This window comes from Paenibacillus qinlingensis, assembly GCF_013204845.1.
Taxonomy (GTDB): domain Bacteria; phylum Bacillota; class Bacilli; order Paenibacillales; family NBRC-103111; genus Paenibacillus_E; species Paenibacillus_E qinlingensis.
In genome coordinates, this window is sequence record NZ_JABMKY010000006.1 from 1 (window position 1) to 26,842 (window position 26,842).

Below are 26,842 nucleotides of genomic sequence, written 5' to 3' on the forward strand. Positions count from 1 at the left end.
AGCTTTGGATATCCCAACACTTTGAGCTACGGTATCCTGACTTTCCTTTCCCTCAAGGTACCTTCTTGCAGCTTGTATTTTTTCTTGTGGTGTTAATTTGGACATATAGAAAAACTGCACCTCCAATTGTTAGATTGTGTCTAACAATTGGGGTGCAGTTCAGAAAGTTACATCCTGACGGTCTTTGCTTTTAAGAGAATTTAACTACCTTGTTCTTTCCGGTCGTTTTGGCACGATACATCGCTTCATCCGCTTGTTTGATGAGTTCTTCGGCACTTAGTCCGTTCTTGTACTTGCTATATCCGATGCTAGCGGTAACGATCGTTTCTTTTTCAATGCGACTGCGAATACGTTCAGCAAAGGTTTCCATTTTCACACTCGGATCAGAGACGAGCACAACCATTTCTTCACCGCCGTAGCGACCGGCAATCCCGCATTCTTCCGCTTCATCTTTCATAATTTGAGCAACCTGTTTAAGTACATTGTCGCCCATTTGATGCCCTTGTGTATCATTCAGCTTCTTGAAGTTATCAATGTCGCTAAACAACACATAGATAGGCAAATGACGCTGTACATGTTGGGTAACACGATTGTAAAAAAATTTACGATTATAAAGGCGAGTTAAGCCGTCTGTAATAGATGAATTGTAGATGGCTTGCATGAGCTCAACGACACGTTCAAAGAGAATCAAAAATAAGAGAAAGTAATAGATGATGGGCAGGATATTGACAGCTAAGATAAGCACCGGCTGCGCATCATTATACACATATGTATTTAGAAGCTGTGACGTCTGGAACAAAAAGTAAATCGTCAAAGCCAGTTGATATTTCATTTGCTGACCTATGTAGGGTGGAATCATATAGAAACAGAGAAAGATGAGCACGAATACATATAACTCAAGTCCAATATCCTGCAAAAGACGAACTTGATGCTCCGTCCCGTTGTATAGATTTGGAACGATATAGTGAAGTGTAGAAACGACGAATCCCATCACGATTAAGCCGTAGAAAAATATATATTGCTTGCGATTTGTGCGATTATATAATTGGTAAATCCCCATATTTATAAGTACAAATGAAATAATTTTGAGCATGATCTGGGAGTAAGCAGTGACGCTCGTGTTGCTGCCGCTTAGCATGAAATACATTTGAAGCAAATAATGGATGCCGACGAATATAAGCGATATCGTCATGGACATATACGCTTTTTTGCGTCGGTCTAAAAACAAACGCAGTGAGATCACAATCATGAGCGCAATGATGACAACGATCATGGCATGTGATAGAAACGAAGCTAATTCACCGAATAGTAAATCCATGATGTCCATGAGTTCCTCCAAGTTGGTCTATTTTTCCACAGAAGTAGACTCTATTATAAAGGAAAAAGCGGAGCAGGGATAGAACATTTGTGCTGTTGAGTTTGTGTTCTCTTTTCTATTCGCCAGGCACAGGTTACAATAGGAAGTGGTAAGCTCAAGGATTTGGGAGAGGGGCTCATGCAATGAACATATTGCAAGCATTATTTTTCCCCCCGGAACAACCGGGTGGGGTATCATCCATGGTTCCCTATATTTTGGAACGATTTAATAAAAAAGGTTGGGAAATGGAACTGTTCTCGCTACCTAAGCGTATTCGCGGCAAGGGATCCGAGGATGTGTCATTCGCTACGTTTGATTGGCGGAAGTATGCCGGCAACCCAATTATCGATAAATACATTCAAACCTATAAAGACTATGTATGGTGGACAAAGCTCAGAATTTCTAAGAAATTTGATATTATACATGCTCATCACCCGATTGCTGCACTGGTTATGAAACAAATTTATCCAGATACACCTGTTATTTTGACAATTCACTCTAGTTTCGAGAGAGAGCTTATTCTAAATGGGCGAATTGCTGAGAATGGCGTGGAACATCAATTCTTAACCCAGATCTATGGGGAGTTAGAGGCGAAGGTAGATCAGATTATTACGGTTTCAAATTCGTTTAAGCAATACATGGCTGATTACGTGCAAGACAGTGAACGCATTGGCGTCATTCCAAATGGCTTTGATGAGAAGCGATTCCGCCCGATTTCACATGAAAATCAAGTCACGCAATTTATTACGGTTTGTCGTTTAGTTCCGGCGAAGGGCTTGGATACATTGCTGATTGCATGTGGCGAGCTGAAAAAACGCGGACATCCATTTGTTTTACATATTATTGGGGATGGTCCCAGTCGTGAGGAACTTGAGAAATTAGCCGTCGAGCATAATATTTATGAAGATACGATTTTTTATGGGTATATGCTTCATCCGGAAGAGTTCATGCCATTCTTCGATGTGTTTGTTCTGCCATCTCGTGCCGAGGCCTTCGGGTCTGTATTCGCAGAAGCAGCGCTGTGCTGGTTAGCTTTGATTGGTACGAATGTTGGCGGAATCGCTGAGCAAATTGAGCATGGCCACAATGGATTGCTTGTACCTGTTGGTGATGCGATGGCTTTGAGCCATGCTTTGGAGAAAGTCGTCATAGACCCTAGCTTCCGCTACAATTTAGCGCGAGCTGCATGGGAAAAGGCGAAAAAAACCTACTCATTAAATCGTGTACTTCGTCAATTAAAAAGTGTGTATGAACGCTATCAAGTCACGGAGCCAACAAGTCCAGAAGAAGCAGGTCAACAGGAATAAAGTTCATAAAGGAAGGCGTTTGAGCCATGAAACGACTGCGGTTTATACATGCTGCCGATTTGCACTTAGATAGCCCATTTAAAGGCATGTCGGCGCTTCCTGAACGGGTTCGAGAGCGAGTTCGAGAATCGACGTTCGAAGCGTTGAAGGAGCTTGTGGCGCTTGCGATACAAGAAAAGGTGGATTTTGTACTAATTAGCGGGGATGTCTATGATGTATCGGATCGTTCACTGCGGGCACAAATTCGCTTTCAAAAAGCAGTGGAACTTTTAGCGTCTGAAGGCATTCCTGCTTATATTATACATGGTAATCATGACCCCGAGGATGGACGTGCCGCAAAGTTGGTTTGGCCGGCAGACGTTCATTTTTTTGCGTCTGATCATGTGGAGACTTTACAGGTCGTGAAGCAAGATCGGGGCATTATCGCCGAAATTCATGGGATATCCTATGGGAGCTCAGCAGTAACAGAGAATCTTGCTTTGAAATTTAAAAGAGGGCTTAGTCAAGTGTGTCAGATTGGACTCTTGCACACAAATGTTGATGGCGATCCTCATCATGATAATTATTCCCCTTGCAGTAAGCAGGATTTAATCGATGCAGGCATGCACTACTGGGCACTTGGACATGTACATACGAGACAAGTAATGAACCTTCAGCCAGCGATTGTGTATCCAGGTAATATCCAAGGCCGAAGTATTCGGGAAACCGGTCCTCGCGGCTGTTATCTCGTAGATATCGACGATACTGGGCGGGCAGAGCTTATTTTTCATGCCTTAGACACGGTTCGTTGGTATCAAGAAACATTGTCTGTGATCTCAATTCCATCGGAGCAAGTGTTGAAAGATCGCTTAGGCGAGTTATTAGACCGGCTTCATCAAGAGGCTAACGGCCGAGATGGGATTGTCCGCATTGTATTGGAAGGTCGCAGTGAAATCCATGAGCGGCTGCGCAAAGGCCGTCCCTTGCAAGAATTGATGGATGAGTTCAGAGATGACGAAATGGAGCGCAGCAGTTTCGTGTGGATTGAATCCATCGAGGATCGGACAGCCAGTGAGCTTGATCTGGCAGCCGTTCTGGAAGAGAAGAGCTTCCTAGGAGATCTATTAAGGTATGCATCGGTGCTGCAAAGTGACGAATCAGCCTTGGAAAGTTTCGCTGAAGAAGCGCTGGCAGCGCTCCAGGGGATGCCTATATCTGCTAGGAATCCAGCGGCAGCAACGCCTGAACAGCTGCGCGATTGGCTGCGTTCCGCGGAAGTGCTTGTTGCTGATCTGCTAACCACGGATGGAGGGGGACCTGGATGAGAATTATTGCCATCCAAGTCGATGGATTTGGCAGCTTGCGTGATCGTCAGCTGCATACGGACAGCAATTTGGCTGTGTTTTACGGCGCCAACGAAGCGGGCAAGAGCACGCTCATGGGCTTCGTCCGAGCGGTGCTGTTCGGTTTCCCGACGCGAACGAATCGTTCGGAGCGTTATGAGCCTTTGGGCGGCGGTGCCCACGGAGGTGCCCTAACCCTGCTCGATGAGCAGGGTCAGCGCATCCGCGTTGAGCGCTACGATGCGCCCGCCACAGGCGGCAAACGAGCCTCTGCGGGGCTCGTTAAGGTCACACTCGCCGATGGTACCACCTGCGGAGAAGAGGAGCTGAACACGCTGCTGGGCGGCCTCTCGGCCGACCTCTATCGCAGCTTGTTCGCTTTTGGCTTAACCGAGCTGCAGGAGCTTCGCTCCCTGCAGACGGACGAGCTCAGCGGCTATCTGTATAGCGCTGGGCTTGGTGTAAGCGGCTCGGCCATCATGGAGGCCGAGCGCAAGCTGACGGCGCAGGCGGACGGCCTGTACAGACCCCGCGGACGCAATCAGGAGATGAACCGTCTCCTGAAGGAGCTCGAGGGTCTGGAGCAGTCGCTGCGCCGCAGCCGTGATGGAGCAGCCGACTACGATCGGCTGCAGGAAGAGCGCCGCGCCGCGGAGGCGCGCGCTGCTGCCCTGGAGGGGCAGCAGGAGGCGCTGCGCGCGGAGCTGCACAAGCTCGGCTTGGCCGGCAAGGCGCGCAGCGGCTGGCTCCGCTTGCGGCAGATCGGCCGCGAACTGGAGGGCCTGCCGGTACGGCCGGGCTTCCCGGAGCAGGCCACGGCAAGGCTGGAGGCGCTCGAGGCCGAGCAGGAGCGCCTCCAAGCGGAGTGCGACAAGCTGCTGCTGCGCGTGCAGAGCTTGCGTGGAGAGATGGCTGCGCTCCAGTTGGAGCCCAAAGTGCTCGCCAATGGGATTGAGCTGAATCACTTGCTAGAGCAAGCGGCTGGCTATGAGGAGCATAAGCGCCAAATTGAGCAGCTTGGGGTTGAGGTAGCACACCAACGTGCTCAAGTGGATAGACTCCTAGCCAATTTGGATGTGCAGTGGGATGAGACCGATGTCACTTCATTCGCTGTGACGATTTCACTTCGTGAACAAGTGCGTACGTATAAAGAGCAATTCCGCAATCGCTCCGAACTTGAACTGCGCATTGGAGCAGAATTGGACAGTTTACATACACAAGTTAATCGTGGACAAGATCAGGTAAGTCATCTTGAAGCGACATGCAAAGGCATACAAGCAAACGCAGAGATGATGGTCTCTGATCCATTTATTTTATTACAGAAGTTGGCTGCGGATTATGCGCGTTGGCAGCTAGTCACAAGTCAATTTACACATCAGCAAGAACGCCAAGCTGAGCAAAATCACTACTTGCAGAGTCTCGAAGATGCGACAAAAGCTGGTAAAGATGCAACGCGTGCATTTCGTCAACGTATGATGATAGGGGCAGGCATTCTTGCGCTTGGCACTCCGTTATTTATCGGATGGCAGGGAAATTGGCTTGCAGCCTCATTTGTTTTCCTTATTTTCGCAGGGGTGACCGGCTATATTTGGCTTATGGGTCGTCGAGTGGAAGGGAGCAGGGCATCTCGTGCCATGCCCGCCACCATTGTCCAAGATCATCGTTTGGAGCAGGAGCTGGGGCAGCTGGAACGTAGTATTCAGGAGCAACTGCGCCATTTTGAACAAGTGCACGATCTACAATCTAATCTTCAAGAAGCGGCTGCTGCAACAGAATTTACCCAACATGGTCACTATCGTAATGCTAGTGTGTCGATTCAAGACCTTCAGCCACATCTGGATGCTTGGTTCCGAGAAGTAGATAAAGGTAAACATGCACATAGTGAACAGCTCCGTAAGCTTGAGAAATTAAGGGATGCGCGTGAAAATTTACAACTGCTTCGGCAACAAGTTGAGCAGCGTATTCGTTATGCAGAAGAAATCAAAAAAGAAACGCTGCAAATACATGCCTCATGGGAGCAATGGTTGCACAAGCTGGGGGTAGGGGCGCATCTATCGACGGATGCCTTGCTAGAAACGATTGGAGTCATCGAGTTGGCACAGGATGGGTTGCGCCAACTTCACAAATTGAGTTCCAAAAGAGACATGTTAACCGAAAACGTTCATACCTATGAAGAAACGGTTCGCAAATTACTGGAATTGCCTCCCTCCAACCAAGATTATTTGTTTGCTTTGAAGCGATGGAAAGAAGATGAGCAGCGTCAGCACGTACATATCGCGGAACAAAGGCAATTTGAACAGTTAATCGTTGAGACGGAACAGGCGCTTCTGCTAGTTCAACAACATATGGACCGGACACAAGCGCGTCTTCATCAACTCTTACAGGAAGCCACTGCACGAGATGGCGAACACCTGCGGATTATGGAACGGGAACAGCTGGAACGCAACAAACTTGAAGACGAAAGTCGCGTACTCCAAGCCTCCTTTGAATCGTTAGTAAGCCGTTCATTAATGGGGAGCTTTATGGAGCTAATGGAATCACAAGGAGAAGAAGATCTGGCTCTTCTAGCTACTTCGCTGCAACAGAAGTTGTCGGAGACGATCACGCAAGCGAATGAGCTCAGAGAGGTCATTGGCAAGCTCTCGGGGCAGATTGAGAAGCTAGAGCAGGGGGCGGAAGCGGCAAATCTGCGACTGCAGGCGGAAGGGATTCGAGCGACGATATCTCAGCAAGTAAATCAATATGCGGTGGCTTCGTTTGCTGCGCTCCTATTGAAAAAGGCCCGTGATATGTACGAAAAGGATCGTCAACCAGGCGTGCTTCTGCGGGCTTCTACGTATTTCGCAATGATGACGAATGGTGCATTCGAAGCTGTGAAGGCCCCATTTGGCGAACAACGCTTACTGGCGGTAAGAGCAAATGGACAACAGGTGGATACGAATCAACTGAGTCGTGGCACAGCTGAGCAATTGTATTTATCCATGCGATTTGCACTTGTAGAAGAGTATGGCGGCAAAGCTATATTACCGCTGGTTTTGGACGATATTCTCGTGAATTTCGATGAGGAACGGATGGAAAGTTGTTTGCGTGTCTTAGCTGATTTGAGCCAGCGTCATCAAGTGCTGTTATTTACTTGCCATGGCCATGTGCGCGATGCAGCTGCAAATGTAATTCCTGATCACCTGTATATTCAATTATAGGGGTTGTCCGAACTGGACTTTTTAGATCACGCAATTATTGAAACATGGGACTGGAGGTCTCGAACGTGGAAGGAAACGATAAGCGGAAAGATCATCGAGAAATTTCCTATCAAGTCGGATGGAAAAAAGGCAAGATTCAGTGGAATGAGGGAGCGAGTGACGCTCTCCGAGTTCATAAGGGAAATCAAGAGGACGGGGAGCTGGAAAAGAAACAACTGCAGTTGCTGTGGTTTCCTGCGATAAAGCTTCCTCACGTGATGATCTTACCCTTGCTCTATGCGCTACCAGTCATTAGTTTCGGCTGCACATTATTGCTCATTTATGGCTTGCGCCAGCACTAGCTCAAGGTCAAATGAAAGGAGGGTCATGAATGAATTTGTTTTTAGCTATTCTAGGTGCGGTGGTCGGTCTATTTGTGACAGGTGCCGGCTTCTATACCGCATGGACGGTGCATCAGCTATGGAGGCAGCAAGCTGCCTCGCCAAGAGCCGTCGGCCAAGCCCAGATTGCAGTCACCTATCTCTCAAGATGGACGATCATGGATTACTCTGTCGTTGGTTTATTTATCATAGGAATTTTACTCATGATCGCAATGCTAGTGGCTGTCGGTCGAGATCACACAGAAATCGCAAATTTCCATTGGGCATACTTACTTACTGGTATTATCTTTTCTGCGATGGGGATGCTGCTATTGATCATACGGTTGATTATCGTACTCAGTTTCCCGCTAGGGAATGCCCTACAACGTACTTCGACGGTTACGCCAGATCATCAACACGAGCCAAACGACACTCACCACGCCAAATAGCGGGTATAAAGCGGTTAACAGCGTTTTAAAACCAATGTGACTGATGGCATAGCTGAGAAGTAAAATACCGATGAGCAGCAATTTGGGAGGTATCTTGATTCGTTGCTGGAGTTGCATGGATAACCCATAGGCATCCCCGATAAAGGTCGTGAATATTTCGCCGTAAATAACGAGCAGATAGGCGACTTGCGGGAAATAACCTAGTTTTGTCATAATATTTCCCATCGGAATTTCAAATTGTGCGATGCCCGGCATTTGTGCAGAAAGGGCATAATGTGCGGCAAGTAGAAGTAATCCAATGCCAGCACCTCCAAGCAATCCGCCCCAGTAGAGGACAGAGCGATCGCGGATCGCGCCTCCCATCGGAACGAGTACAGCTTGTGCCATGGCCAAATTAAATGCTGTATATAGAAATGGTGCAAACCAAATGCGTACAAGAGAATCATCGCTGGAGATATGCAGCCAGTTGCCGGACGTTGGCGAATGCCAAGTATACACAACAATGACGAAGCTGAAGAGCAGCATGATGGGGACAACAATGGAGTTTACGGTCATGATGGCTTTGATCCCGCGTGTTAGAATGACATAAGAAAGTACAAGCGTGATTAGAAGTCCTGTGGTGTACGAGAGGTGGAGCTGTTCCTCAAAAACTGTTCCTGCACCTGCTAACATGACGGTTGTAATGCCAAAAAGAACAACCATCATAAACAAGCTGATCCACTTTCCGATTTTTTCGCCAAAAAGAACTTTATTCAAATCCTCATAGGATTCTGCTTTTAAGTCATGCGCCATAAGCATAAGTTGTATCCCAATCCAAATAAACAACACGGTAGATAAAGCGATCGTTAATGTAGCGAGCGAGCCATAGCGAGTGAAAAATTGAAGAATTTCTTGCCCGGAAGCAAACCCAGCCCCAACGACGGTTCCGATGTAGGTGAAGGCGACACGGACAATCTGTGCACGATTTCGCATATATTGCCTCGCTTTCTTTCGTTTGATATAGTACAAGGTATGTTTGTACATAAGCTTGCATGACTGTTACATAGGACGAGATTTGTTTAAGTCCCTTTGACAGCTAAGAGGCAGTTGAAGTTAAACTCGGGAGAGTGTAGGTCGTGAAGGAATTCCTGTTTGATTTTATTAGCCAATATGGCTATGTTGCCTTATATCTTTTGTTGTCCGCTGGGATGATTGGCGTTCCAATTCCTGATGAGACCTTGATGGTCTTTATCGGTTCTTTGACCGCTTGGGGAGGTCCTTTTGACTTCGGTCCCACACTAGCTGTTATTTATGCAGGGACTATGACGGGCATGACGGTTAGTTATTTCATTGGTCATCGCGTAGGTAAACCATTTCTCAATCGGTATGGCAAATGGGTGAAGCTGACGCCGAGCCGAATCGAGAGAGCGGAAGGCTGGTTTAAGAAATACGGTCTGTGGACGGTTTTCTTCGGTTATTTTGTGCCTGGCGTACGTCATTTCACTTGTTATTTGTCTGGCGTTAGCGGTGTGAAGTTTTATAAGTATATTTTGTATGCGGGAACCGGGGCGCTGCTCTGGTGTACAACCTTTGTGACGCTGGGCCGATTTATCGGCAATAATTTCGAGAGTTTCTTACATTTGTTTCATACCTATATGGGGATTTCATTATTCATATTGGTCATACTAGCTGCTATTGGCGTATTGATCTACCTGCGCTTTCGCAACCATCACGTTGTTGTACTGAAACGAAAGCCGAAAAAAAGACCATGAAATTCAACCTTTAAGGCTGAATTCATGGTCTTTTGTTTAATAAATGTGTACGAATTTAAGAATTTGCAAAAAGTTTAATGGATTGGATCGTGTTGTCATGCGGGTCGATATCGATTTTAAGCAAAGTGCCTTGTGCTTTATAAGACAGGACATAGGTGGAGTTCGTATCAGGCTTGCCTAGGATGGCAATCGCATCTTGTTGACTTTGCCCTAAACGCAAGCCATGTAACCCTGGATCAATGTCAATCGAGTGCACGTCTACGAATTCAAGCGTTCCTTTGCTATTGAAACCAACCGAAAAGTCGTTGAAATCATAAACCTCGATGTCGTCTTCTTCCATCAGGAATTGCTTCTTCACTTTACCAAAACGCTCCAAGACTGAAGCTTTCGGAGTGCCCAACTTTAAGCCCATCAAGGTCGGCTTTTCTTGCTGATAGGCGTCCTCAGCTTTAATCTTCGGCTTAGCAGTGGGCTTCGGACTTGCAAAAATTTGCGATGGGACATCATCTTGATCCACTTTGGTAATACCAGCCACTTGTGCCTCATGCTTGATGCTTTCGTCTACCACAGGTGTCGACGTCGGAGATACAACGATAGTCGGAGGCGTGGATTCCTGGTTTACCTGTGAAGGTATATACGTTGTTGTTGCGTCTATGGTAGCCTTTGGAGCAGGAGCAGATGATTCTTGGCATCCAGTCACCAAGAATGATGCAATTGCAACAGGCATACAGCCTACAAGGATGGGTTTAATTAGGTTGTTCATTGCCATCTATCCTTTCCTCCGAAAAGTAGTTGAAGTGTGTAATTGAAGTGAAAAATATTAGTAAGATTAATGATACTGTTTTATCGAAGGTTTTCAATGCATCTTCGTGCCCAAATGTGAGCAATTCTAGAACGAATTCCAATTGAATGAAATCCTCATATATATATAGACACCACAGAAGCCCAAAAAGTTTCAGTGTTTTTTGTTATTTTCTAAATGGACTTGAAAGAGGCGGGAGCAATATGGTAACTTACTCATAATAGACAGCTATAGGGGGCCGATTTCATGGAGTTATTAAAACAGCGGATCTTAGAGGTCGGCGTCGTTGCTTCTGATCAAGTACTTAAACTTGATGCTATTCTGAATCACCAGGTAGATCCTGTTCTCATCATGGAGATGGGGAAAGAATTTGCAAGATTGTTTAGAGAGACCAAGCCAGACAAAGTGTTAACTGTGGAATCATCCGGTATTCCTATTGCGTATACGACGGCTTTGCAACTTGGTGTCCCGATGGTATTCGCTCGTCGCAAGAAGACGTTGACGATGGATCAAGATACGTATAGTGAACGTGTTCCTTCTTTTACCAAAGGCATTGTTACTGATATTATGGTGTCCTCGCATTTGCTTGGTAAAGGGGAGCGTATCCTGTTGATTGATGATTTCATTGCTAACGGGGATGCTGCACGCGGCTTAATTCGCATTGTGGAAAAAGCAGAAGCAGAACTTGTCGGTGTTGGGATTGTTGTCGAGAAATCCTTTCAAAATGGCGGAAAATCCATTCGTGAACGCGGTATCCGCGTAGAGTCACTCGCTCGAATTGCTTCACTTGCCAACGGGCAGATCACTTTTGACTGATTTTACATGACGAGAATGACTTCCCTGAAACCGATTTATCCTTTATAATGATTACAAGGTAAGAGAGGAGGCTGACATCTATGGGTATCGAAAATGGTTCCATTGACTATTTTATGACAAAGCTAGGGGAAGCAAAGACTCACTTTGAACGTGCGCTTGATTGTAAACATACAGAGTTTGATGACCTGTATCCGTATATGATTGAACACCCTCAATTTTTCTGGTATAAACGCTATGTAGCCTGGTCCGAGTTGTTAACAATCGTGAAGCTTTGTACGGAGCTAACAATCGAGTGGGAGCAGCAGTTCTCTGTTGCACAATCGGATTATATTAAGAAACGTGTGATGTCAAGCAAAGTCCTTGATTTCTGGTTTGAAACGAACGATTCGAAAGAGCATGTAAGTTAAATAAACCATATATGACAAAAAGGCCAATGAATTCCATAGGGATTCTTGGCCTTTTAATGTTTGGCAAATTCAAGGCTAGATGCCATTTTCTAACACGTTCATGGTTTCAATATGCCTTTTGGTTTGCTCAGAACCAAGTCGGTGCAGCGTACGATATACTTCGGTTAAATAGTAATCATATTCCTGATTCGTTTCATTGGAGTAATATACTTTCCAGGGGAGCCAGGAAGTCGCATAGCTGCCTTGAGATGAATTGTCAGTTTCCTCAAAAAGCTCCTGCAGCTTGGCGACATCATCTTCCGTTGCAGATATTTCAAATTCATAATCAAGTGCTGTGCTATCTTCGAGTACTTCTCCCGTGCCAACATTGATGTAGTACGTTCTCTTCTCCATTGGAATGTCCCCCTTACGGTAGCCATGAGTTAGCCTGTGCCTTATCGCGTGCCTCGTCCTCGTTAAGTTAACCGAAGATCAACGGATTTATGTAAAGTTTCACCGAATGGCAATTTGGTGTATGCTAAGGAAGAACGGTTTGATTATAACCATGCCTAAAATGGAGGTGCTATATAGATGATTTCGGAAGACCAATTGGATCAATATCGCGTAGATAGCACATTGCTGCGAGTAATACGAGATGTAAGCCCGACGAACGATGTTCGAGGCATTGTTGTGGCTTGGGATGATGAGACGGTTCTTATTCGCAAAAAAAACCGAAGAGTCGTCAAGCTGGCCCGCGGATACGTATATCAGCCTTATGAGAATGAAAGGCCGCCAGCGTTCATGTTGCCTCAGGAAACGATAACGCCGGATGATTTATCCGATGATGCAGAGTGAGGGAGAGCGAACTTCAGCTAGAAGTTTAATAGCTGGTGTTGAGATGAAGCAAGTGATATCGTCGCATGGTCGGTATATGGCGATATCAAGTGAGAATCTACTGCGAACATTGAATTCCTCACCGTGGGGCGGTGGTTTTGGCCACCATCGGGTGTTGATGAATCGACAAGTGGACAAGACGTATAACGAGACCGACCCGTTGGTAGAGATGGAGGCTTTTATTGGCCGAGAAGGGCTGGAACCTTCTGATACGGCAGGGATGCTCACCGCGGCGTGGGTAAAGGATGTTGGATTCAAGGAGTTAGCTTGGCCACCTGAGGAAGAATGTAGTGTTCAACGTGAAGATGAGCTAAACGAGGTAAAGGAAGACGAATCACTTCGTGTTGCTGCATGGGTGACTGTCGGACTGGGGAATAAAGCGCGAGCTGGTGCCGTATTGCCAGCAGCTTCGCTCTATCCGGGCACGATTAATACGATTGTGGTCATCGAAGGTAGTTTGACGGATGCGGCCATGGTGAATGCAGTTATTACCGCGACGGAAGCCAAAGCTGCCGCTCTGCAGGCATTGAACATCACCGTGGATGGTCAAATCGCAACAGGAACAACGACAGATGCCGTGTTAATTGCTGCAACAGGCAGAGGAACGACATACCGCTATGCAGGTACAGCGACGACGCTGGGGTACTTGATTGGCAGAACGGTTCATGAAGCTATTCTAGCTTCTAGAGAGTTATATGAGCTTGAAATGAGCAGGCGCGTTGGGGGGCACTCGCAGGGATAACGTGGATGTCAGCGGTGAAATGGAAGAGAATCGCCAGCTCATGGTGCTGTAACGGTGGAAAACACGCTTACAGCGGCGAAATGGAAGAGAATCGCCAGCCCGTGGCGCTGCAACGGTGAAAAACACGCTTACAGCGGCGAAATGGAAGAGGATCGCCAGCCCGTGGCGCTGCAACGGTGAAAAACACGCTTCACCTCCGCACTCTACTGGTGATCACTTTTTGCACTTATTTTAAATCGATAGGCTGTTCCGATAAAAAAGGTTGCTTTTTTGCACTTTTGCTAGGCATCGCAGCAGTGTTCATGAACAGAGTGGTTTGGAGCATTGGTTTCAAGGTAGATCGCAGCGAACTCCCATGCCCCCGAACCACATTACAAAAAGAGGGCCCCCTCCACAATAGTGGCTTAGGAACCCTCCTCGTTTGTGCAGTTGGATTAGCTACGTTCTGCGGAACACGCCAAAGCCGAGGCCTGCCGCAAGCGCGTCGATATCAGAGATATCGTCATCTTCATTCTCGTTTTTGAAATTCGGATCGTGAACGATCCCCTCTGCTTCACCCTCGGTTAAATGACGCTGATTGCCTGTATATTTCGGCTCTAATGCTTTGATTTCTTCTTCATCCATAGATCATACCTCCTTTGGGATTAGGGTTAGGAAGTGGCCATGGAATTATGCATTGTTGTCAAAAGTTTCATTGACGAGCTTTTGGGTCACATGGTATATTAATTTTGTAAACGCGATCATGGCGGAATTGGCAGACGCGCACGGTTCAGGTCCGTGTGGGCTTACCCCCGTGGAGGTTCGAGTCCTCTTGATCGCATCAATGAAACACCCTTCTCTGACATATTAGAGAAGGGTGTTTTCATGTCCAACCGCCACCCTGTAGCGATTTTCATGAATGTCAGGTATAATACATAGGATAGATTGTACATTTCTTTATATCTAAAGGAGCTGAATTTCATGGATAGAACAGTTACGATCACACAATCCGGCAGCTTTGCACACGTGCTTCAAACGTTTGCCATTTCCCTATTAGTTTCATTTCTTGGAACATTGATCGGTGCGATGGTTGTACCGCCATCCATGGTTATGCTTTTCGTCATTGCAGAGGTCGCGATGCTCGTAGCCGCTATCGTGATTCGAATTCGCGGCAAAAATATTGGCTACGGTTTTCTATACGCATTTACAGCCATTTCAGGCGTGACGCTATATCCGGTCATCATGGCTTACGGTGGTCAGCTAGGGGCTAGCGTGGTGTCGGGTGCCTTCTTTGCAACGGCAGCGATTTTCGGCTCTTTGGCCTTCTATGCTCACCGTTCCCAACGTGATTTCAGCTTCTTAGGCGGATTCTTGTTTGCAGGAACAATTGGTCTTGTTCTCATGAGTGTGCTCGGTATGTTCTTACATTTTGGATCCATGATGAACTTGGTATGGTCCATGGTGGGGATTCTGATCTTTAGCGGCTGGGTTCTCTACGATGTGGCTCAATATCGTAACGGTGTTGCAGCGGAAGCTGTTCCACTTGCTGCATTGAATATTTATCTGGATTTTATTAACTTGTTCCTTTATATTCTGCGTTTCATTGCTTCAATCGCGGGAATCAACAGAAACTAACATCAGTTTTACACACCACGATGATATAAAAAGCACGATGGCTCCGAACCACAGGAAGTGGGGGAGTGCATCGTGCTTTTTTGCTGCTGGGCTAGGCTTTGCCTGGCAGCTTTTTCGTATGAAAAAAAGGAACATCTCCTCGAAAGCTGCGATTGATTTCCAGCAGGGTATAGATTAACTGGGTCAAATCTGTATGGTTCATACGAATTGTTAAAGGTACTAAATCCCGATCTGACTTTATTCGGATCTCGAGTCTAAGATTAACTTCATCCATATAAATCTCAAGCTGCTCGGTTGCAAGCATTAGTTCCCACATTCAAACCAACACCTCTTTCTCTCTCTAGTTACTCTAGCTTATGTTTGTTGGACGAGATTAGAAGCAAATGCAACGATCCGGCGATAGGCTTTTTGGGGAAATAAGCACGATTTCAGCTCTTGCCTCATACAATTTAATGATCCTATTTGAAAGAGGTGAGAAAACCTATGGCAACTTGTAGCACATGGATGTATAAAGGGATTTCGCCTTCCGTATTCAGAGCACTGCAGCAGGTCGGTAGGAGGCAAGGGTTTGCTATTCCTAACACAGCATCAGGCAAATTCACGATTTCAGTCGTCAGCATGAATGTTGGCTTCCAATATGCCTGGGATACGAGCGCTCAGACCTTGCTGTTGCAATGTGACAATAAGCCAATGCTGTTAGGCTGCGGCACGATTAAATCGTTTGCTGATAAAATTATTGCGGAGAGCGGCGGAAAACCAGCGTGAATGGCAATAAGTAAGCGGCCTGCCACCTGTCTTCGTGTAGTTTAAAGCCTTGTTGCTCTGGTTACAATAAGGGTAAAGGCAGGTGGGCGTATGGCAAAAAGCGATGATCTTGTGAAGTACATAACCCAACAAGTCGTTACCTATATCGACACGCCGAAGGAAGTTCGTCAACAAGCCAAAGCGTCGATGAAGGAACAACGTGAGGGTTGGCAAACGCGTTGGTTTGGGATGCTGCCATTAGCGACACGGATGCTGTTCGGGCGGACGAAGTCGAGAAAATGAGCGGGGTATAATGTGCAAAAAAGTGGCTGTCACCTTGTAGAATCTTCTACATGTGATCAGCCACTTTTTGTTATGAACAGATAACAGTTTGATTAAATGGTGTCAAGTATGCCATCAGAGATCACACGTTATGCGAATCATAAATGATGAAGGGATCGTAGGTGTGCTATTCACATTAAAATCGAATCATTTTAGCAAGAAGGGGAACGAGAGTGCTCTATTTATCCGATTTTGCCAGTTTCCTGCGATTTTCGGCTAGATAAGTCACTGACGTTCCCCTTCGGAACCTATTTGGCGCAAAACTACAAAATAGCGTATCCTAGTTCCCTCTGACTACGGATAAATCTTCCCAAGCCCAAGCGAAGCATCCAGTAGCACATATCGCGGGCCATCATGCTCGAGTATGAGATAGTTATCCCCATATATCCATTGTTGATAACCTAATACCGTTAACGGCATCGTCACCTGATCATCATACAACTCCGTGACGTAGGTCAGATCACCTTGCTGCTCAAGAGCAATCTGGAGCTCAGGCAAAGTTGACACTTGCAACGGTGTGCCTTTAATCCATGGCATCCGCTCATAAGGATCAAATGGGGGGCGAATCAGGCTTTGAGCAGTACCATGCGACAAATCAGATGAGTGACTAAGATCATACACCATACGTGGTGTTGGATCCTCCGTGAGCGGAAGCAATTCTCCTGATTTGGCATCGAGATAATAGGTCTCGCCACCCTGCTCGATTTTCCAAACAGAAGTAAGGGTATCCATATATAAGCGGTCTTCGATGATCTTTTCATTTTGCACAAAATCGTTGTATAAAGTTGTAGAAGGGATGAGTTCTTGTTGTATCAGAGAGCGATACAACGTAGCTAAACTAAATAGCGGAGATTGGCCTGTCCCATATTCGGTCAAACGGAACCCGCCAGAGTCAGTGGCATGCACAATCATGTAGCCCACTTCATGACCTTGGTCGGTGAGGATGACGACCCAGCCATGGGTCCCAGGTCCAAGCGGATAGCTGTTCCAGCGTGCGTTCATCCAGCCTGCAAAACCTTCTTCCTTCGCAAGCGTAGACTGCCACTTCTTGATCGTTGAATCGAATGATGATGCGCTCGTCAAGTCCGGGGTTGAGGCTACTGCTTTATTAGGTTCTTTCACTTGCGCCTGAGTAGGGCTTGTCCCGCCTATGTTGTCAACAGCTGAAGTGTGTAGGGGCATGAAGCCAATACTGCACAAAATCATACAAGTGGCTGTCCAAGTGGTCCACGACTTCATCTTCGTTCACCTGCCTCTCGCTAACCTCTTAGTGTATGTGACTATTGTAATGTTTATGCTTTAAAAAGAATGTTAGAACCTGTTGCGGGTTATTTGCGAGGTTTTAGCGACTAGCGTCAGTTTCTGGATGCGTTTCGGCTCGCATTTAAGTGAAATAGTCCGCCATTGATGACGGAGACAGCGATCCGCGGCTTATGCTGCCAATCGATCTCTTCCAAGCGATTCCGACATTGAATTTCGATTTCGTCTCTTTTGTCAGGTTCTGCTGCAAGCAATAGGCCGTTGTAGTAGCCCTCCACACGATCGATTTCACTGCGATGCCGGGCATTCGCCTCATCGGCCCAGCGGTGATCGTAGGTGCTGACTTTGCGCTCGAGCATCATCTCTAAGGCATTGATTGCCTTCGGGATGGAAATCGTGTCTGGCAAGATGTGACTATTCGCCGGGAGCTTTGGGGACAAACTTTTCGTAAGCATTTGCTTATGAAAATGCTCGCGTATTTCACCAGTACCCAGCTGGATCGCAAGGGAATGAATTTCTGTCCGCTTCCGGTCACAGAGAAGCTCAACCTTGTAGTTCACACAGAGCCACGTATTGTAGACGAGAGAAGCATGATACGTAGCCCCCGTCGGAAAGGGCTCTTCGAATAAGTGAATGAATCGACCGCGTTCGCGAACGATACCGAAGATTTGATCGAGTCGCCGACTGCCGAAGGTGACATCATCTTGTGGAATTCGCGCAGTGATGGTCGTCGGAACGAAGCCGAAATAACGCCCGAGTATGCTGTCGGGCGCACTGCCTGCAGGAGCACCAACACCGCCTGTGCCCGAAGGCCCATAACCGGTGGACGGAGGGCTTTGGACAGCGGTCACGGCCGCGGGTTTCGGTTTCGTTTCCAGCTTCATTTGCTCCGGATCGATTACGAATTTATACGTCATCGTTTCGGCAGCAGCGCCTGTTCGCTCAATGAAGCTCCAATAGTAGGGGCGGCCCGTCATTTCCCGATCTGCCTCGGGAGAGAGTTTAACCGTCACGGAGGCAGGTGTTTTCTCTAAAATCGTACAGTCGTAAGCCTCGAGAAAACGCATCACGAACGAGTGGATGTTTCGTTTATTCATGGGCCCACCTCCATACCTTGGGAACCACCGACAGCATCAAGGATGTCTTGGAACTTGGCGCCATATTGCGGATTTTGTTCAATTTCTTCTCTTACTTCGCTGATGGAATGTCCGAGTTCATCGATTTTACGGCGGATTTCCTCGCCGGAACCGGCTTCCATCACCATGCGGAACAGGGATGTTTCAAGCGAACCACGTTTCTCGATTTTCTCTAGAATCGTATCCAGTTGGCCAATAACTAACTCAAACATATTGATCTTCTCGTGCAAGAGCGAGAGGATATGTTCTTCGATCGTATTCCTTGTGGATAAGTTATAAATGTTTACGTCATGTGTTTGCCCAAGGCGATGAACCCGACCGATCCGTTGTTCCACGCGCATAGGGTTCCACGGCAGATCGAAGTTGATCATGTTGTGGCAAAATTGCAGATTAATCCCCTCGCCGCCGGCCTCGGTGGCTATAAGAACTTGTACCCGATTTCGGAATAAATCCATCATCCAGTCTTTTTTGCCGCGATTCATGCCGCCGCGATAGGGGACTGCCGTTATTTTATGTTCCTTAAGATAGTTCAACAAATACTCTTGCGACGCCCGATACTCCGTGAAAATAATAACTTTATCATTGATGTCTTGAATGAGTCGCATCGTGGTTTCCGCTTTGCTATTGGACTTAATGCTGCGAATAAGCTCGACCAGCTCCCAAATTTTGGGGCGTACTGGCGAGTCCTCGGCTGTCTTTTTGAATAAATTGACCAATGTAATAAACACAGCGTCTCGCGAGCTGCACACTTCACGTTGCAGTGTGATCATAGACAGCATGGAGCTAAGATCGCCGCCACTTTCGGAATAGCGTGTTCGCACGAAATTCGTAACCCCATCATAGAGCGCTTGCTCATCATCCGAGAGCGTGAGCGGGATATTACGCACTATCCGCTTCGTATAGTGAACCCCTCCGTCTCCCCGACGGTTGCGGATCATGACTTTAGAAAGCTCTTGCTGCAGCTGAATCTCATTCTTCGGTGTACGTTTGCCGACAACGAAGTTGCTCTTGAAGCTGTTCTGCCCGCCAAGCTGACCTGGCTTCAGCAGCGTAATCAGGTTGTAGAGCTCTTTGAGATCGTTCTGCACAGGCGTAGCTGTGAGGAGTAAGCAGTATTTTTTGCGCAGCTCGTTGACGAAGGTGTAGTTGGTTGTTTTTTTATTCTTCAACTTGTGCGCTTCATCGACGATGAGCATGTCGTATTCAAGGCCCATCACAATCTCGCGATGCGGGTCCCTTTTGGCCGTATCCATAGAGGCTACGATAATGTCGGCTTGCTGCCACATGTAGGCTTTCTTATGCGCAACGGCAGGGATGCCGAATTTGGTATTCAATTCCCGAACCCATTGCAGCACAAGGGAAGCGGGTACAAGGATGAGCGTTTTGCGGACAAGCCCGCGAATCATGTATTCTTTTAAAATTAAACCAGCTTCGATGGTCTTCCCAAGTCCAACCTCATCGGCCAAAATGGCTCGTCCACGCATCTCGTTGAGCACTCGTTTCGCTGTATCAATCTGATGCGCCATAGGTTCTAGGGTCCCTAAGTGCGCAAGGCATTGCATATCATCAAACGTAGAAATAAGCCCCGATTCTTCTGATTCGTAGGCAAGCTGATATAAGGTCCAGTCATCCCAAGGACCTCCTCCACGTACACGATTGTCCAGCTCGGTAAACCAGTCCCTCTCAAAATGCATATCCAGCTGTTTATGAATGGGGCGAATGTTCTCTTGCTGATCATGTTGACGCATGGCTGTGCCCTCCTAAAAGTTTTGCGTAGCAAAACTAGCCTCGTAAGCATATGCTACGTTCTCATACTGCGCCTACCCTCGCAAACGTCGCATACTTGTTAGTATGTCCAGAGAAGAATCTTTCATAACTTTTTCCATGTAAGAGTTTTACTTAGGGGTGTGGTCTCGGAGGTCGAATGCGGAACTTGAATATGCTATGATAGATGTTAGTTTTCGAGAAAGAGTGAAGTTCTACACGAAAGGAAGTTGAATGAGATGACAGCTTGGCGATTTATACATACAGGAGATCGTTCTCCTGCTGAAAATATGGCTTTAGATGAAGCAATACTTACCGCTCATAGTGAAGGCAAGGTTCCACCAACGGTTCGTTTCTATGGATGGAATCCAGCGACGTTATCGATTGGTTATTTTCAAAAAGCAGCAGAAGTGGATCAGGAAGCTGTAGCGAGCGAGGGAATTGGCTTCGTAAGACGGCCTACTGGCGGACGAGCTGTGCTGCACGATAAAGAACTGACGTATAGTATCATCGTGGCTGAGGATTATCCAGGCATTCCCCGCAATGTAACGGAAGCTTATCGGGTTTTGAGTGAAGGGCTGTTGCAAGGTTTTCGCGCGCTAGGCCTTGCAGCAGAAATGGTGCAGCTGGCGAGTGATGAGGAAAAAGAGAAATATGCTTCCGCTGGTTCTGCGGCATGCTTCGATTCACCTTCGTGGTACGAGTTGGTTGTAGAAGGTCGCAAAGTCGCTGGCAGTGCGCAGGTTCGTCAGAAAAATGTGGTTTTGCAGCATGGCTCGATCCTGCTGGATATGGATACGGATCAATTATTTCGGATGCTGCGCTTCTCGAATGAGAAGGTGGCCGATCGCATGAAACAAAGCTTTCTGAAGAAAGCGGTGGCGATTAATGAATTGCTGCGTGCGCAAGGGAAAAAGGAAGTGACGATTGGTGAAGTCGAAGAAGCGTTTCGACGTGAAATCGCCCTTGGACTGGGCGTCGATCTCGTCGAGTCGTCATTGACGGACTATGAGGTAGAACTTACGAATCGTCTGGTTGCCGAAAAATATGGCACGGATGAGTGGAATTTACGGCGCTAACAGGATGTGGGTTGGTCAGGTAGAAATGCCTTGCCAACCTATTTTTTGTTTCGATGGCAAGCGCTTACCTACCATCATCTCTCTGCTAATTGGCTTTAGTCCGATATCTCCGAACTAAAACGAGGATTCCCCGGTGCAAAGAAGTAATAGTCAGATTCTGCCGAACTAATCCTGTCATTTTATCCTGCGAGGCAAGTTTTATGTAATTTAGTTAGGCCATTTAGGACTATTCAGGATTTTTTAGCGCGAAGGGTGAGATTAGTTCGGTAATTTCGGACTACTCGGTGCGTTAGTGAGGCTCATCCATCTCTTACCCGCATATACCCGAATCGTGTGTATTGAATGAACTTTCCTCACACTTTAAAGTGTAACCATACCCTAAGAAGTGGATGGAGGAGTCCAATGAGAGCATCACCTGGAGAGAAAGTATTTTATGCAATGAATTATATGGTGCTAACCATCATCGGGATATCGTGTGTGTTACCGTTGATCCATTTGTTGGCCATATCATTTAGTGATCAGCCAGCTGTCATTTCGGGACATGTTGGCTTATGGCCGGTAGGCTGGAATGTGGAATCGTACCGATTATTAATTAAGGGAACGCAAGTTTTACCAGCTTTTGGGAACAGTGTCAAGATCATGGTAGTCGGGACCCTATTAAGTATCTTGTTCACGATTTTCGCGGCGTACCCGCTGTCCAAGCGGTATTTCTATGCTAGAAGATCTTTCACGCTGATGATGATCTTCACCATGCTGTTTAGTGCCGGATTAATTCCCAATTACTTGTTAGTTAAACAGCTAGGCATGGTGAATACGTATTGGTCGCTTTGGCTGCCTGGGCTTATTAGTGTGTATAATACGTTGGTTTTAAAAGCTTTCTTCGAGAATATTCCTGCGGAGTTGGATGAAGCAGCAAGAATGGATGGCTGTAATGAATGGCGGCTAATCGCCAAGATTTATTTGCCGCTCGCGATGCCTGCTATCGCAACACTGATCTTGTTCTACGCGGTAGGTTACTGGAACATGTTCCAGAATGTCCTCATCTATATTAACTCACCGCTGAAACAGAATTTAACGGTTATCGTCCAACAAATGATTATGAACAGTATGATCTCTGTTGATCAGTATCTGCGGCCAGAAGAAGCGATTCAAGTGACACCAGAATCTATCAAGTCATCAGGTGTCATCGTCATGATTCTCCCCATGTTGATTGTGTATCCATTTGTTCAGAAGCACTTCGTGAAAGGCGTCATGATAGGCTCGGTCAAAGGGTAAAGAAACCCGAAATAGGCATATCGCTGAAAAAGGTATATCCCCTAGAACGAGGCTATACAGAGATTCTTGTATATTGCTGATAAGGTTCTTGCAGGGCTACATTGAGGGCAAGCGAACCGCATCGGTGATCCCGATGATCACATGGTCGTATATTCTCGAGGAGGTCATAAGAATGAAAAAGAGATTACTCGTTGTTTCCACTGTAGCTGTTGCGTTAGCGTCCATAAGTTTACTTGCTGCGTGCAGTAAGAGTGAGGATGGTACAAGCACGGCAACATCCACAGGCGCGGCAAGCACACAGGCTACTAAAGCTCCTGAGAAGAGGGGCAAGATCACGACCTCGATTTACGATCGGGGAAATATGGTGCCAGAAGAAGGTACGCTGGACAAAAACCGTTGGACAGATTGGATTAATAAGAATAGCCCTGTCGATGTGACATTCATCCCGATTCCACGTTCCAAACCAGAGGATAAACTGAATGTTATGTTTGCTTCCGGAGAGGCCCCTGATTTAATTCAAGATTATGATGGTAAAAATCGCAGTTCTTGGTATGAATCCAAGCAATTATTGCCTTTGGATGATTTAATTGAGAAGAATAGCGTAGAGTTCAAAGCGTTGCTGGCTAAAAATCCACTTCTGAAGAAATTTGGCACACGTTCAGACGGGAAGCTCTATGATATCGCGGTCCTTGCGAAGCTGGATGTGAACTGGGTGTATTTGGTTCGTACGGATTGGCTGAAGAAGTTGGGCTTGGAAGCTCCCAAAACGACGGATGATCTCTTTGCCGTTGCGAAAGCTTTTACGGAGAAAGATCCGGACGGCAATGGCAAGAACGATACGTACGGTATTTCGCTTGGCGGCGGCTATAACAACAAGGTTATTGACTTCATGTTCGGCGTGCCCGTATTCTCCAATTACAATTTGAAAGACGGGAATTTGCAATATGCTTGGGAGAATCAGCTAGCAGGCCTCACATTTAAGAAGAAGTTATTCCAAGAAAATATCATTGATAAAGATTTCGCTGCGGATACCACGGGGGACAAGGCGAAGCGGGATTTCTTAAACGGAAAACTTGGCTTCTATGTGGGGGCATTGCCGAGTACAATCGAGATGGAAACGTTGATGAAAAATGATCCCAATGCGACGTTGTCCCCAATCGTGCTTCCGAAGAGTTCGTTCGGGCAATTCAGTCCTCCACTTACTTCACCTGTGCAAAATGCCGCTGTAGTGAATGCGAAAGCCAAAGATCCAGTCGCTGTTATTAAATATCTCGATTTCTTAACCAGAGAAAATTCGGTTAAAGCTTTGAAATGGGGTATTGAAGGGGAGCACTACAAGCTGGATGCGAAGGGCTGCCCGCAAGTAATTGACCCTGACAAGAACAAGAAGGAACGCAGCTATGCAGGGGATTACGGTATGATCATGTCATCGCTTCCAGGCCTGCCAAGTTGCGATACTAGAATTGATCAATTAAGCGACAGTAAACCAGCAGAAAAAGAGATTAAACGTATTCTGACAGAAGCGCGTCAGTTGTATCTCGCTCCTGAGCGCCCTCAATCCGGCTTCTTCCTGGATGTACCTTCCAGTCCCAAAGATTTGGATATGATTGTACAAAGCGTGCCTAACACACAAATTGCTGCCGCGAAAATTGGTACGCCGGATGAGTTTGTCAAAGCGATCGTAACACCAGCTATTTCTGCCGAACAAGCGATCAAAACTTCGCAGGATATTTGGAATAAAGCAGGTGGCACCAAAGTTGATGAATGGTTCCAAAATTGGTATAAAACGAATAAAGAGAAAGCCATTCTAGTTACGGATATCTATAACTTGAAATAATCCATATTTCATTGAAGATCGGACAGAGAATAACGCTCTGTTCCGGTCTTTTTGTCATGCTGCAGGAAAATTGTATATCGCTGAAAATAGCGTATGGGCAAGCCGATTAGATCAAGGTACAATGAATGCTACCAGCCCTACATCGAAGGAGTAGTGTGTCATGCAGACAAAGAAGAACTGGTTTAATCGGCTACTCATTTCGTATATTCCTGTGTTCGTAATCATCGTCTTCCTGTTATCTGGATTGTTCTTCGTGTTCACCAATTATATGACGCAAAGCCAATCGAACAAGACCAACGACATCTTCATGCAGCAAGCGCTTGGTAATCTGGATCGCACGCTAAAGCAAATTGATCAAGGGGTATTGCGAGAACTCAATTATAACGATGGATTGAATGGATTTTATTTTGCAGCAGAAGGGGAACGTTATAACGGTTTAGCGCTTCCTGCGTCCAAGCTGGAGCAGTTGCTTTCGGGTTATCCCGAAATTGACTCTGCCTATTTATATCGTAACACGGATGGTAAAGTCCTAAGCCGAAGTCTGATCGTTCCCTCTGAGCTGTTTGGAGATGCCGAATTTATTCAACGCATGGCGAAAAGTGGTGCGCCAGCGGAATGGCTTCCCGTGCGCAGTTACACGGAATATACAGGCGAGAGCCCGCGAAACGTTATCAGCCTTGTACGAAGAGCACCTCTCCTAACGGGAGATAAAGGATTTATTGTCATCAACGTAAATGTGGAGTATATCGGCAAAATGATTGATGCCATGGCGTATTCCCAGTACAGTTTTATTCAAGTGTTGGATGCCAATGGTGTTGCGTTTAATCGTGCAGGCAAATTGTTGGGGACTGCAACTTCGTTACAGTCAGGCGTTATGACATCTCCCTATACGGGATGGGTTATGCAAATTGGCTTGAAAGAAGGCGGATTTACGTATCTGTTCTCCAGCTTATATATTTTATGGGTATTAATTACGATCGTGATGTTGGTCGTTGGTGTATGGTGGATCATCCGTGTATCGAAGCATCATTACAGGCCAGTAGAATCCATTTTGCAACAAGTGAGGACGGGAGCCCTTCAAAAAGGTACGGACAAACATTCAAAAGGACAGGATGAGTTTCATTTTATCCAAAATGCCATTACCGAACTCATTGATCAATCTAATGAATTTAGGCAGAAGCACAGACAAGATATGGTGTATCGAAAGCAGGTTTTATTTACAGATTTGCTCCAAGGCAGTAAATCCTACACACCGGAAGCTTGGCAGGAGCAGTTAGCCGCCTACAGAATACCCACTCCATATATGGGAATGCAGATGGCTGTCATTGAAGTGGATAAATTTCAGCAGTTTTGCGAGATGTACAATCAGCGTGACCAAATCTTGCTTAAATTTGCACTCAAAAGTGTCACAGGTGAGATTGCGGAAAAGCATGGGTTGGCTGCTTGGGGAGAATGGATTGATAACGATCGTCTAGGTGTCCTCTTGTTTCTAAGGGAAACAGCGGATGGACATGCGACCAAAGTGGTGTTGGAAGAGATGCATCAATGGGTGAATGATCATTTGCATTTTACTGTAACAACGGGCTTAAGTTCGCTTGCTGGACAGTCGGAGGATGTCCCATTGGCTTATGAAGAAGCGGTTACATCGTTAAAATATAAGACAGTTCTAGGGTTAAGCCGCGTCATTTACTTCCCAGATGTGAGAACGAAGATTGATAGTGACGTGTATAATCGCTTGCAGAATGTACGTGGCATTGTCATTATGTTCAAGCAAGGAAACGGGGAATGGCGTACGGCTTTCCATAGTCTGATTGCTAATTTACGGGATGAACATGCCGTGAAGGACGATATTGTCATTACGATGGAATACTTCAACTATCAATTGAATCAATCCATGAAGGAACTGAATGCGGCCTATAAGGGGCATTGGGAGACGGAAGCTTATCCAGCTTTGTTATTGATTTTGGATCATTATGAGTTGTTGGATGAACTAGCAGATCATTACCTGAAGCTTCTGGATCAAGAATACAGTCATCTTACCCACATTCATGAAAGCAGCTCAAATCGGTCGTTGATTCGGCAAATCCAGAAATTTATTGATGAGCATCTCGTCAATCCGGATTTATCGTTGAATATGATCGGAGAAGCATTCGATATGAATGATAAACAAGTCAGCCAATTAATTAAGCAAGAGCTGGGCGAGAAGTTCGTTGATTACTTGGCGCGCCTGCGCATTCAATTCGCGAAGCGTTTGTTGGAAGACACCGATGAGTCCATTCAATCCATCTCGTTAAAAGTGGGCTATATCCATTCGTTGTCTTTCATTCGTATGTTTAAGAAGATGATGCAGATGACACCTGGTGATTACCGCAAGTTGAATCGGTCGTCCTAATACTCGTAAAAGCT

Annotated in this window: 27 protein-coding genes and 1 tRNA gene; 18 read left to right on the plus strand and 10 right to left on the minus strand. The window is 46.4% G+C overall.

Annotated features, from left to right (window positions below; all coding sequences use genetic code 11):
- Window positions 1–105 (minus strand): hypothetical protein (locus HQN88_RS38625; protein ID WP_173112440.1); only part of this gene is annotated, 105 nt, incomplete at its 3' end.
- 85 nt (window positions 106–190) lie between these two features.
- A complete protein-coding gene (locus tag HQN88_RS13485; protein WP_246320233.1) occupies window positions 191–1,327 on the minus strand; it encodes a GGDEF domain-containing protein in 1,137 nt (378 codons plus the stop codon).
- Window positions 1,328–1,500: 173 nt separating this feature from the next.
- Between HQN88_RS13485 and HQN88_RS13490 the strand changes: the two genes are divergently transcribed.
- The 5 genes from HQN88_RS13490 (at window position 1,501) to HQN88_RS13510 (ending at window position 7,994) form a co-directional block, all read left to right on the plus strand.
- Complete coding sequence (locus tag HQN88_RS13490; protein ID WP_173112443.1) at window positions 1,501–2,664, plus strand: glycosyltransferase family 4 protein; 1,164 nt, start codon at window positions 1,501–1,503, stop codon at window positions 2,662–2,664.
- 26 nt (window positions 2,665–2,690) lie between these two features.
- Window positions 2,691–3,968, plus strand: a complete 1,278-nt coding sequence (locus HQN88_RS13495) for a metallophosphoesterase family protein (RefSeq protein WP_173112446.1) — start codon at window positions 2,691–2,693, stop codon at window positions 3,966–3,968.
- The gene (locus tag HQN88_RS13500; protein WP_173112449.1) at window positions 3,965–7,186 is read left to right on the plus strand and encodes an AAA family ATPase; all 3,222 of its coding nucleotides are present in this window, start codon (window positions 3,965–3,967) and stop codon (window positions 7,184–7,186) included. The genes HQN88_RS13495 and HQN88_RS13500 overlap by 4 nt, the downstream gene beginning before the upstream one ends.
- 65 nt (window positions 7,187–7,251) lie before the next feature.
- Entirely contained in the window at window positions 7,252–7,527 is a 276-nt protein-coding gene (locus tag HQN88_RS13505) for a hypothetical protein (RefSeq protein ID WP_173112452.1), read from the plus strand.
- 29 nt (window positions 7,528–7,556) lie between these two features.
- Window positions 7,557–7,994 carry a hypothetical protein gene (locus HQN88_RS13510; protein ID WP_173112455.1) on the plus strand — a complete coding sequence of 146 codons (438 nt, stop codon included), beginning with the start codon at window positions 7,557–7,559 and terminating at the stop codon, window positions 7,992–7,994.
- On the opposite strand, the gene HQN88_RS13515 is transcribed toward HQN88_RS13510, so the two are convergent.
- Window positions 7,926–8,966, minus strand: a complete 1,041-nt coding sequence (locus HQN88_RS13515) for a YkvI family membrane protein (RefSeq protein ID WP_173112458.1) — start codon at window positions 8,964–8,966, stop codon at window positions 7,926–7,928. The genes HQN88_RS13510 and HQN88_RS13515 overlap by 69 nt on opposite strands.
- Window positions 8,967–9,109: 143 nt before the next feature.
- Between HQN88_RS13515 and HQN88_RS13520 the strand changes: the two genes are divergently transcribed.
- Complete coding sequence (locus tag HQN88_RS13520) at window positions 9,110–9,745, plus strand: DedA family protein (RefSeq protein WP_337995189.1); 636 nt, start codon at window positions 9,110–9,112, stop codon at window positions 9,743–9,745.
- 55 nt (window positions 9,746–9,800) lie between these two features.
- Here the strand turns inward: HQN88_RS13520 and HQN88_RS13525 are convergent, their stop codons facing one another.
- Complete coding sequence (locus HQN88_RS13525; RefSeq protein ID WP_173112461.1) at window positions 9,801–10,514, minus strand: DUF4309 domain-containing protein; 714 nt, start codon at window positions 10,512–10,514, stop codon at window positions 9,801–9,803.
- 279 nt (window positions 10,515–10,793) lie between these two features.
- Here HQN88_RS13525 and HQN88_RS13530 point away from each other — a divergent pair, with 279 nt between their 5' ends.
- Window positions 10,794–11,363, plus strand: a complete 570-nt coding sequence (locus HQN88_RS13530) for a xanthine phosphoribosyltransferase (protein WP_173112464.1) — start codon at window positions 10,794–10,796, stop codon at window positions 11,361–11,363.
- Window positions 11,364–11,443: 80 nt separating this feature from the next.
- Window positions 11,444–11,770, plus strand: a complete 327-nt coding sequence (locus HQN88_RS13535; RefSeq protein WP_056615938.1) for a hypothetical protein — start codon at window positions 11,444–11,446, stop codon at window positions 11,768–11,770.
- Window positions 11,771–11,845: 75 nt separating this feature from the next.
- Here HQN88_RS13535 and HQN88_RS13540 read toward each other — a convergent pair whose 3' ends face one another.
- Entirely contained in the window at window positions 11,846–12,163 is a 318-nt protein-coding gene (locus HQN88_RS13540) for a hypothetical protein (protein ID WP_173112467.1), read from the minus strand.
- Between the two features lie 177 nt (window positions 12,164–12,340).
- On the opposite strand from HQN88_RS13540, the gene HQN88_RS13545 reads away from it, so the two are divergent.
- Complete coding sequence (locus HQN88_RS13545; RefSeq protein ID WP_173112470.1) at window positions 12,341–12,604, plus strand: hypothetical protein; 264 nt, start codon at window positions 12,341–12,343, stop codon at window positions 12,602–12,604.
- A complete protein-coding gene (locus HQN88_RS13550; protein ID WP_246320234.1) occupies window positions 12,591–13,385 on the plus strand; it encodes an adenosylcobinamide amidohydrolase in 795 nt (264 codons plus the stop codon). The genes HQN88_RS13545 and HQN88_RS13550 overlap by 14 nt, the downstream gene beginning before the upstream one ends.
- Window positions 13,386–13,823: 438 nt before the next feature.
- Here the strand turns inward: HQN88_RS13550 and HQN88_RS13555 are convergent, their stop codons facing one another.
- Window positions 13,824–14,009 (minus strand): hypothetical protein, encoded by a 186-nt coding sequence (locus tag HQN88_RS13555; RefSeq protein WP_173112475.1) that lies wholly within the window; start codon window positions 14,007–14,009, stop codon window positions 13,824–13,826.
- Window positions 14,010–14,121: 112 nt separating this feature from the next.
- On the opposite strand from HQN88_RS13555, the gene HQN88_RS13560 reads away from it, so the two are divergent.
- Together HQN88_RS13560 and HQN88_RS13565 are read left to right on the plus strand one after the other, a co-directional pair.
- Window positions 14,122–14,205, plus strand: a tRNA-Leu gene (locus HQN88_RS13560).
- Window positions 14,206–14,345: 140 nt separating this feature from the next.
- The gene (locus HQN88_RS13565) at window positions 14,346–14,999 is read left to right on the plus strand and encodes a Bax inhibitor-1/YccA family protein (RefSeq protein ID WP_056615922.1); all 654 of its coding nucleotides are present in this window, start codon (window positions 14,346–14,348) and stop codon (window positions 14,997–14,999) included.
- Window positions 15,000–15,090: 91 nt separating this feature from the next.
- Here HQN88_RS13565 and HQN88_RS13570 read toward each other — a convergent pair whose 3' ends face one another.
- Window positions 15,091–15,315, minus strand: coding sequence for a hypothetical protein (locus HQN88_RS13570; RefSeq protein ID WP_173112478.1), 225 nt, complete (start codon window positions 15,313–15,315; stop codon window positions 15,091–15,093).
- Window positions 15,316–15,482: 167 nt separating this feature from the next.
- On the opposite strand from HQN88_RS13570, the gene HQN88_RS13575 reads away from it, so the two are divergent.
- Complete coding sequence (locus tag HQN88_RS13575) at window positions 15,483–15,764, plus strand: hypothetical protein (RefSeq protein WP_173112481.1); 282 nt, start codon at window positions 15,483–15,485, stop codon at window positions 15,762–15,764.
- Between the two features lie 90 nt (window positions 15,765–15,854).
- Entirely contained in the window at window positions 15,855–16,046 is a 192-nt protein-coding gene (locus HQN88_RS13580; RefSeq protein WP_056615913.1) for a YqzE family protein, read from the plus strand.
- Between the two features lie 333 nt (window positions 16,047–16,379).
- Here the strand turns inward: HQN88_RS13580 and HQN88_RS13585 are convergent, their stop codons facing one another.
- From HQN88_RS13585 to HQN88_RS13595, 3 genes are all read right to left on the minus strand, one after another.
- Complete coding sequence (locus HQN88_RS13585; protein ID WP_173112484.1) at window positions 16,380–17,324, minus strand: hypothetical protein; 945 nt, start codon at window positions 17,322–17,324, stop codon at window positions 16,380–16,382.
- Between the two features lie 116 nt (window positions 17,325–17,440).
- A complete protein-coding gene (locus HQN88_RS13590; protein WP_173112487.1) occupies window positions 17,441–18,442 on the minus strand; it encodes a YqhG family protein in 1,002 nt (333 codons plus the stop codon).
- Complete coding sequence (locus HQN88_RS13595) at window positions 18,439–20,229, minus strand: DEAD/DEAH box helicase (protein ID WP_173112490.1); 1,791 nt, start codon at window positions 20,227–20,229, stop codon at window positions 18,439–18,441. Before HQN88_RS13595 ends, HQN88_RS13590 begins: the two co-directional genes overlap by 4 nt.
- Window positions 20,230–20,484: 255 nt before the next feature.
- On the opposite strand from HQN88_RS13595, the gene HQN88_RS13600 reads away from it, so the two are divergent.
- The 4 genes from HQN88_RS13600 to HQN88_RS13615 all read left to right on the plus strand — a co-directional run bounded on the left by HQN88_RS13600 (window position 20,485) and on the right by HQN88_RS13615 (window position 26,828).
- Entirely contained in the window at window positions 20,485–21,324 is an 840-nt protein-coding gene (locus tag HQN88_RS13600; RefSeq protein WP_173112494.1) for a lipoate--protein ligase family protein, read from the plus strand.
- A 402-nt stretch (window positions 21,325–21,726) separates the two neighbouring features.
- Window positions 21,727–22,599: a carbohydrate ABC transporter permease gene (locus tag HQN88_RS13605; protein WP_173112496.1), complete on the plus strand. Its 873-nt coding sequence runs from the start codon at window positions 21,727–21,729 to the stop codon at window positions 22,597–22,599.
- A 172-nt stretch (window positions 22,600–22,771) separates the two neighbouring features.
- The gene (locus HQN88_RS13610) at window positions 22,772–24,436 is read left to right on the plus strand and encodes an extracellular solute-binding protein (RefSeq protein WP_173112499.1); all 1,665 of its coding nucleotides are present in this window, start codon (window positions 22,772–22,774) and stop codon (window positions 24,434–24,436) included.
- 160 nt (window positions 24,437–24,596) lie between these two features.
- Window positions 24,597–26,828, plus strand: coding sequence for a helix-turn-helix domain-containing protein (locus HQN88_RS13615; protein ID WP_173112502.1), 2,232 nt, complete (start codon window positions 24,597–24,599; stop codon window positions 26,826–26,828).
- The last annotated feature ends 14 nt before the right edge of the window (window positions 26,829–26,842 follow it).

Coding starts and splice junctions, on each gene's coding strand:
- HQN88_RS13485 (WP_246320233.1), bottom strand. CDS start 1,327: ATGGACATCATGGATTTACTATTCGGTGAATTAGCTTCGTTTCTATCA.
- HQN88_RS13490 (WP_173112443.1), top strand. CDS start 1,501: ATGAACATATTGCAAGCATTATTTTTCCCCCCGGAACAACCGGGTGGG.
- HQN88_RS13495 (WP_173112446.1), top strand. CDS start 2,691: ATGAAACGACTGCGGTTTATACATGCTGCCGATTTGCACTTAGATAGC.
- HQN88_RS13500 (WP_173112449.1), top strand. CDS start 3,965: ATGAGAATTATTGCCATCCAAGTCGATGGATTTGGCAGCTTGCGTGAT.
- HQN88_RS13510 (WP_173112455.1), top strand. CDS start 7,557: ATGAATTTGTTTTTAGCTATTCTAGGTGCGGTGGTCGGTCTATTTGTG.
- HQN88_RS13515 (WP_173112458.1), bottom strand. CDS start 8,966: ATGCGAAATCGTGCACAGATTGTCCGTGTCGCCTTCACCTACATCGGA.
- HQN88_RS13525 (WP_173112461.1), bottom strand. CDS start 10,514: ATGGCAATGAACAACCTAATTAAACCCATCCTTGTAGGCTGTATGCCT.
- HQN88_RS13530 (WP_173112464.1), top strand. CDS start 10,794: ATGGAGTTATTAAAACAGCGGATCTTAGAGGTCGGCGTCGTTGCTTCT.
- HQN88_RS13535 (WP_056615938.1), top strand. CDS start 11,444: ATGGGTATCGAAAATGGTTCCATTGACTATTTTATGACAAAGCTAGGG.
- HQN88_RS13540 (WP_173112467.1), bottom strand. CDS start 12,163: ATGGAGAAGAGAACGTACTACATCAATGTTGGCACGGGAGAAGTACTC.
- HQN88_RS13545 (WP_173112470.1), top strand. CDS start 12,341: ATGATTTCGGAAGACCAATTGGATCAATATCGCGTAGATAGCACATTG.
- HQN88_RS13550 (WP_246320234.1), top strand. CDS start 12,591: ATGATGCAGAGTGAGGGAGAGCGAACTTCAGCTAGAAGTTTAATAGCT.
- HQN88_RS13555 (WP_173112475.1), bottom strand. CDS start 14,009: ATGGATGAAGAAGAAATCAAAGCATTAGAGCCGAAATATACAGGCAAT.
- HQN88_RS13565 (WP_056615922.1), top strand. CDS start 14,346: ATGGATAGAACAGTTACGATCACACAATCCGGCAGCTTTGCACACGTG.
- HQN88_RS13570 (WP_173112478.1), bottom strand. CDS start 15,315: ATGTGGGAACTAATGCTTGCAACCGAGCAGCTTGAGATTTATATGGAT.
- HQN88_RS13575 (WP_173112481.1), top strand. CDS start 15,483: ATGGCAACTTGTAGCACATGGATGTATAAAGGGATTTCGCCTTCCGTA.
- HQN88_RS13580 (WP_056615913.1), top strand. CDS start 15,855: ATGGCAAAAAGCGATGATCTTGTGAAGTACATAACCCAACAAGTCGTT.
- HQN88_RS13585 (WP_173112484.1), bottom strand. CDS start 17,324: ATGAAGTCGTGGACCACTTGGACAGCCACTTGTATGATTTTGTGCAGT.
- HQN88_RS13590 (WP_173112487.1), bottom strand. CDS start 18,442: ATGAATAAACGAAACATCCACTCGTTCGTGATGCGTTTTCTCGAGGCT.
- HQN88_RS13595 (WP_173112490.1), bottom strand. CDS start 20,229: ATGCGTCAACATGATCAGCAAGAGAACATTCGCCCCATTCATAAACAG.
- HQN88_RS13600 (WP_173112494.1), top strand. CDS start 20,485: ATGACAGCTTGGCGATTTATACATACAGGAGATCGTTCTCCTGCTGAA.
- HQN88_RS13605 (WP_173112496.1), top strand. CDS start 21,727: ATGAGAGCATCACCTGGAGAGAAAGTATTTTATGCAATGAATTATATG.
- HQN88_RS13610 (WP_173112499.1), top strand. CDS start 22,772: ATGAAAAAGAGATTACTCGTTGTTTCCACTGTAGCTGTTGCGTTAGCG.
- HQN88_RS13615 (WP_173112502.1), top strand. CDS start 24,597: ATGCAGACAAAGAAGAACTGGTTTAATCGGCTACTCATTTCGTATATT.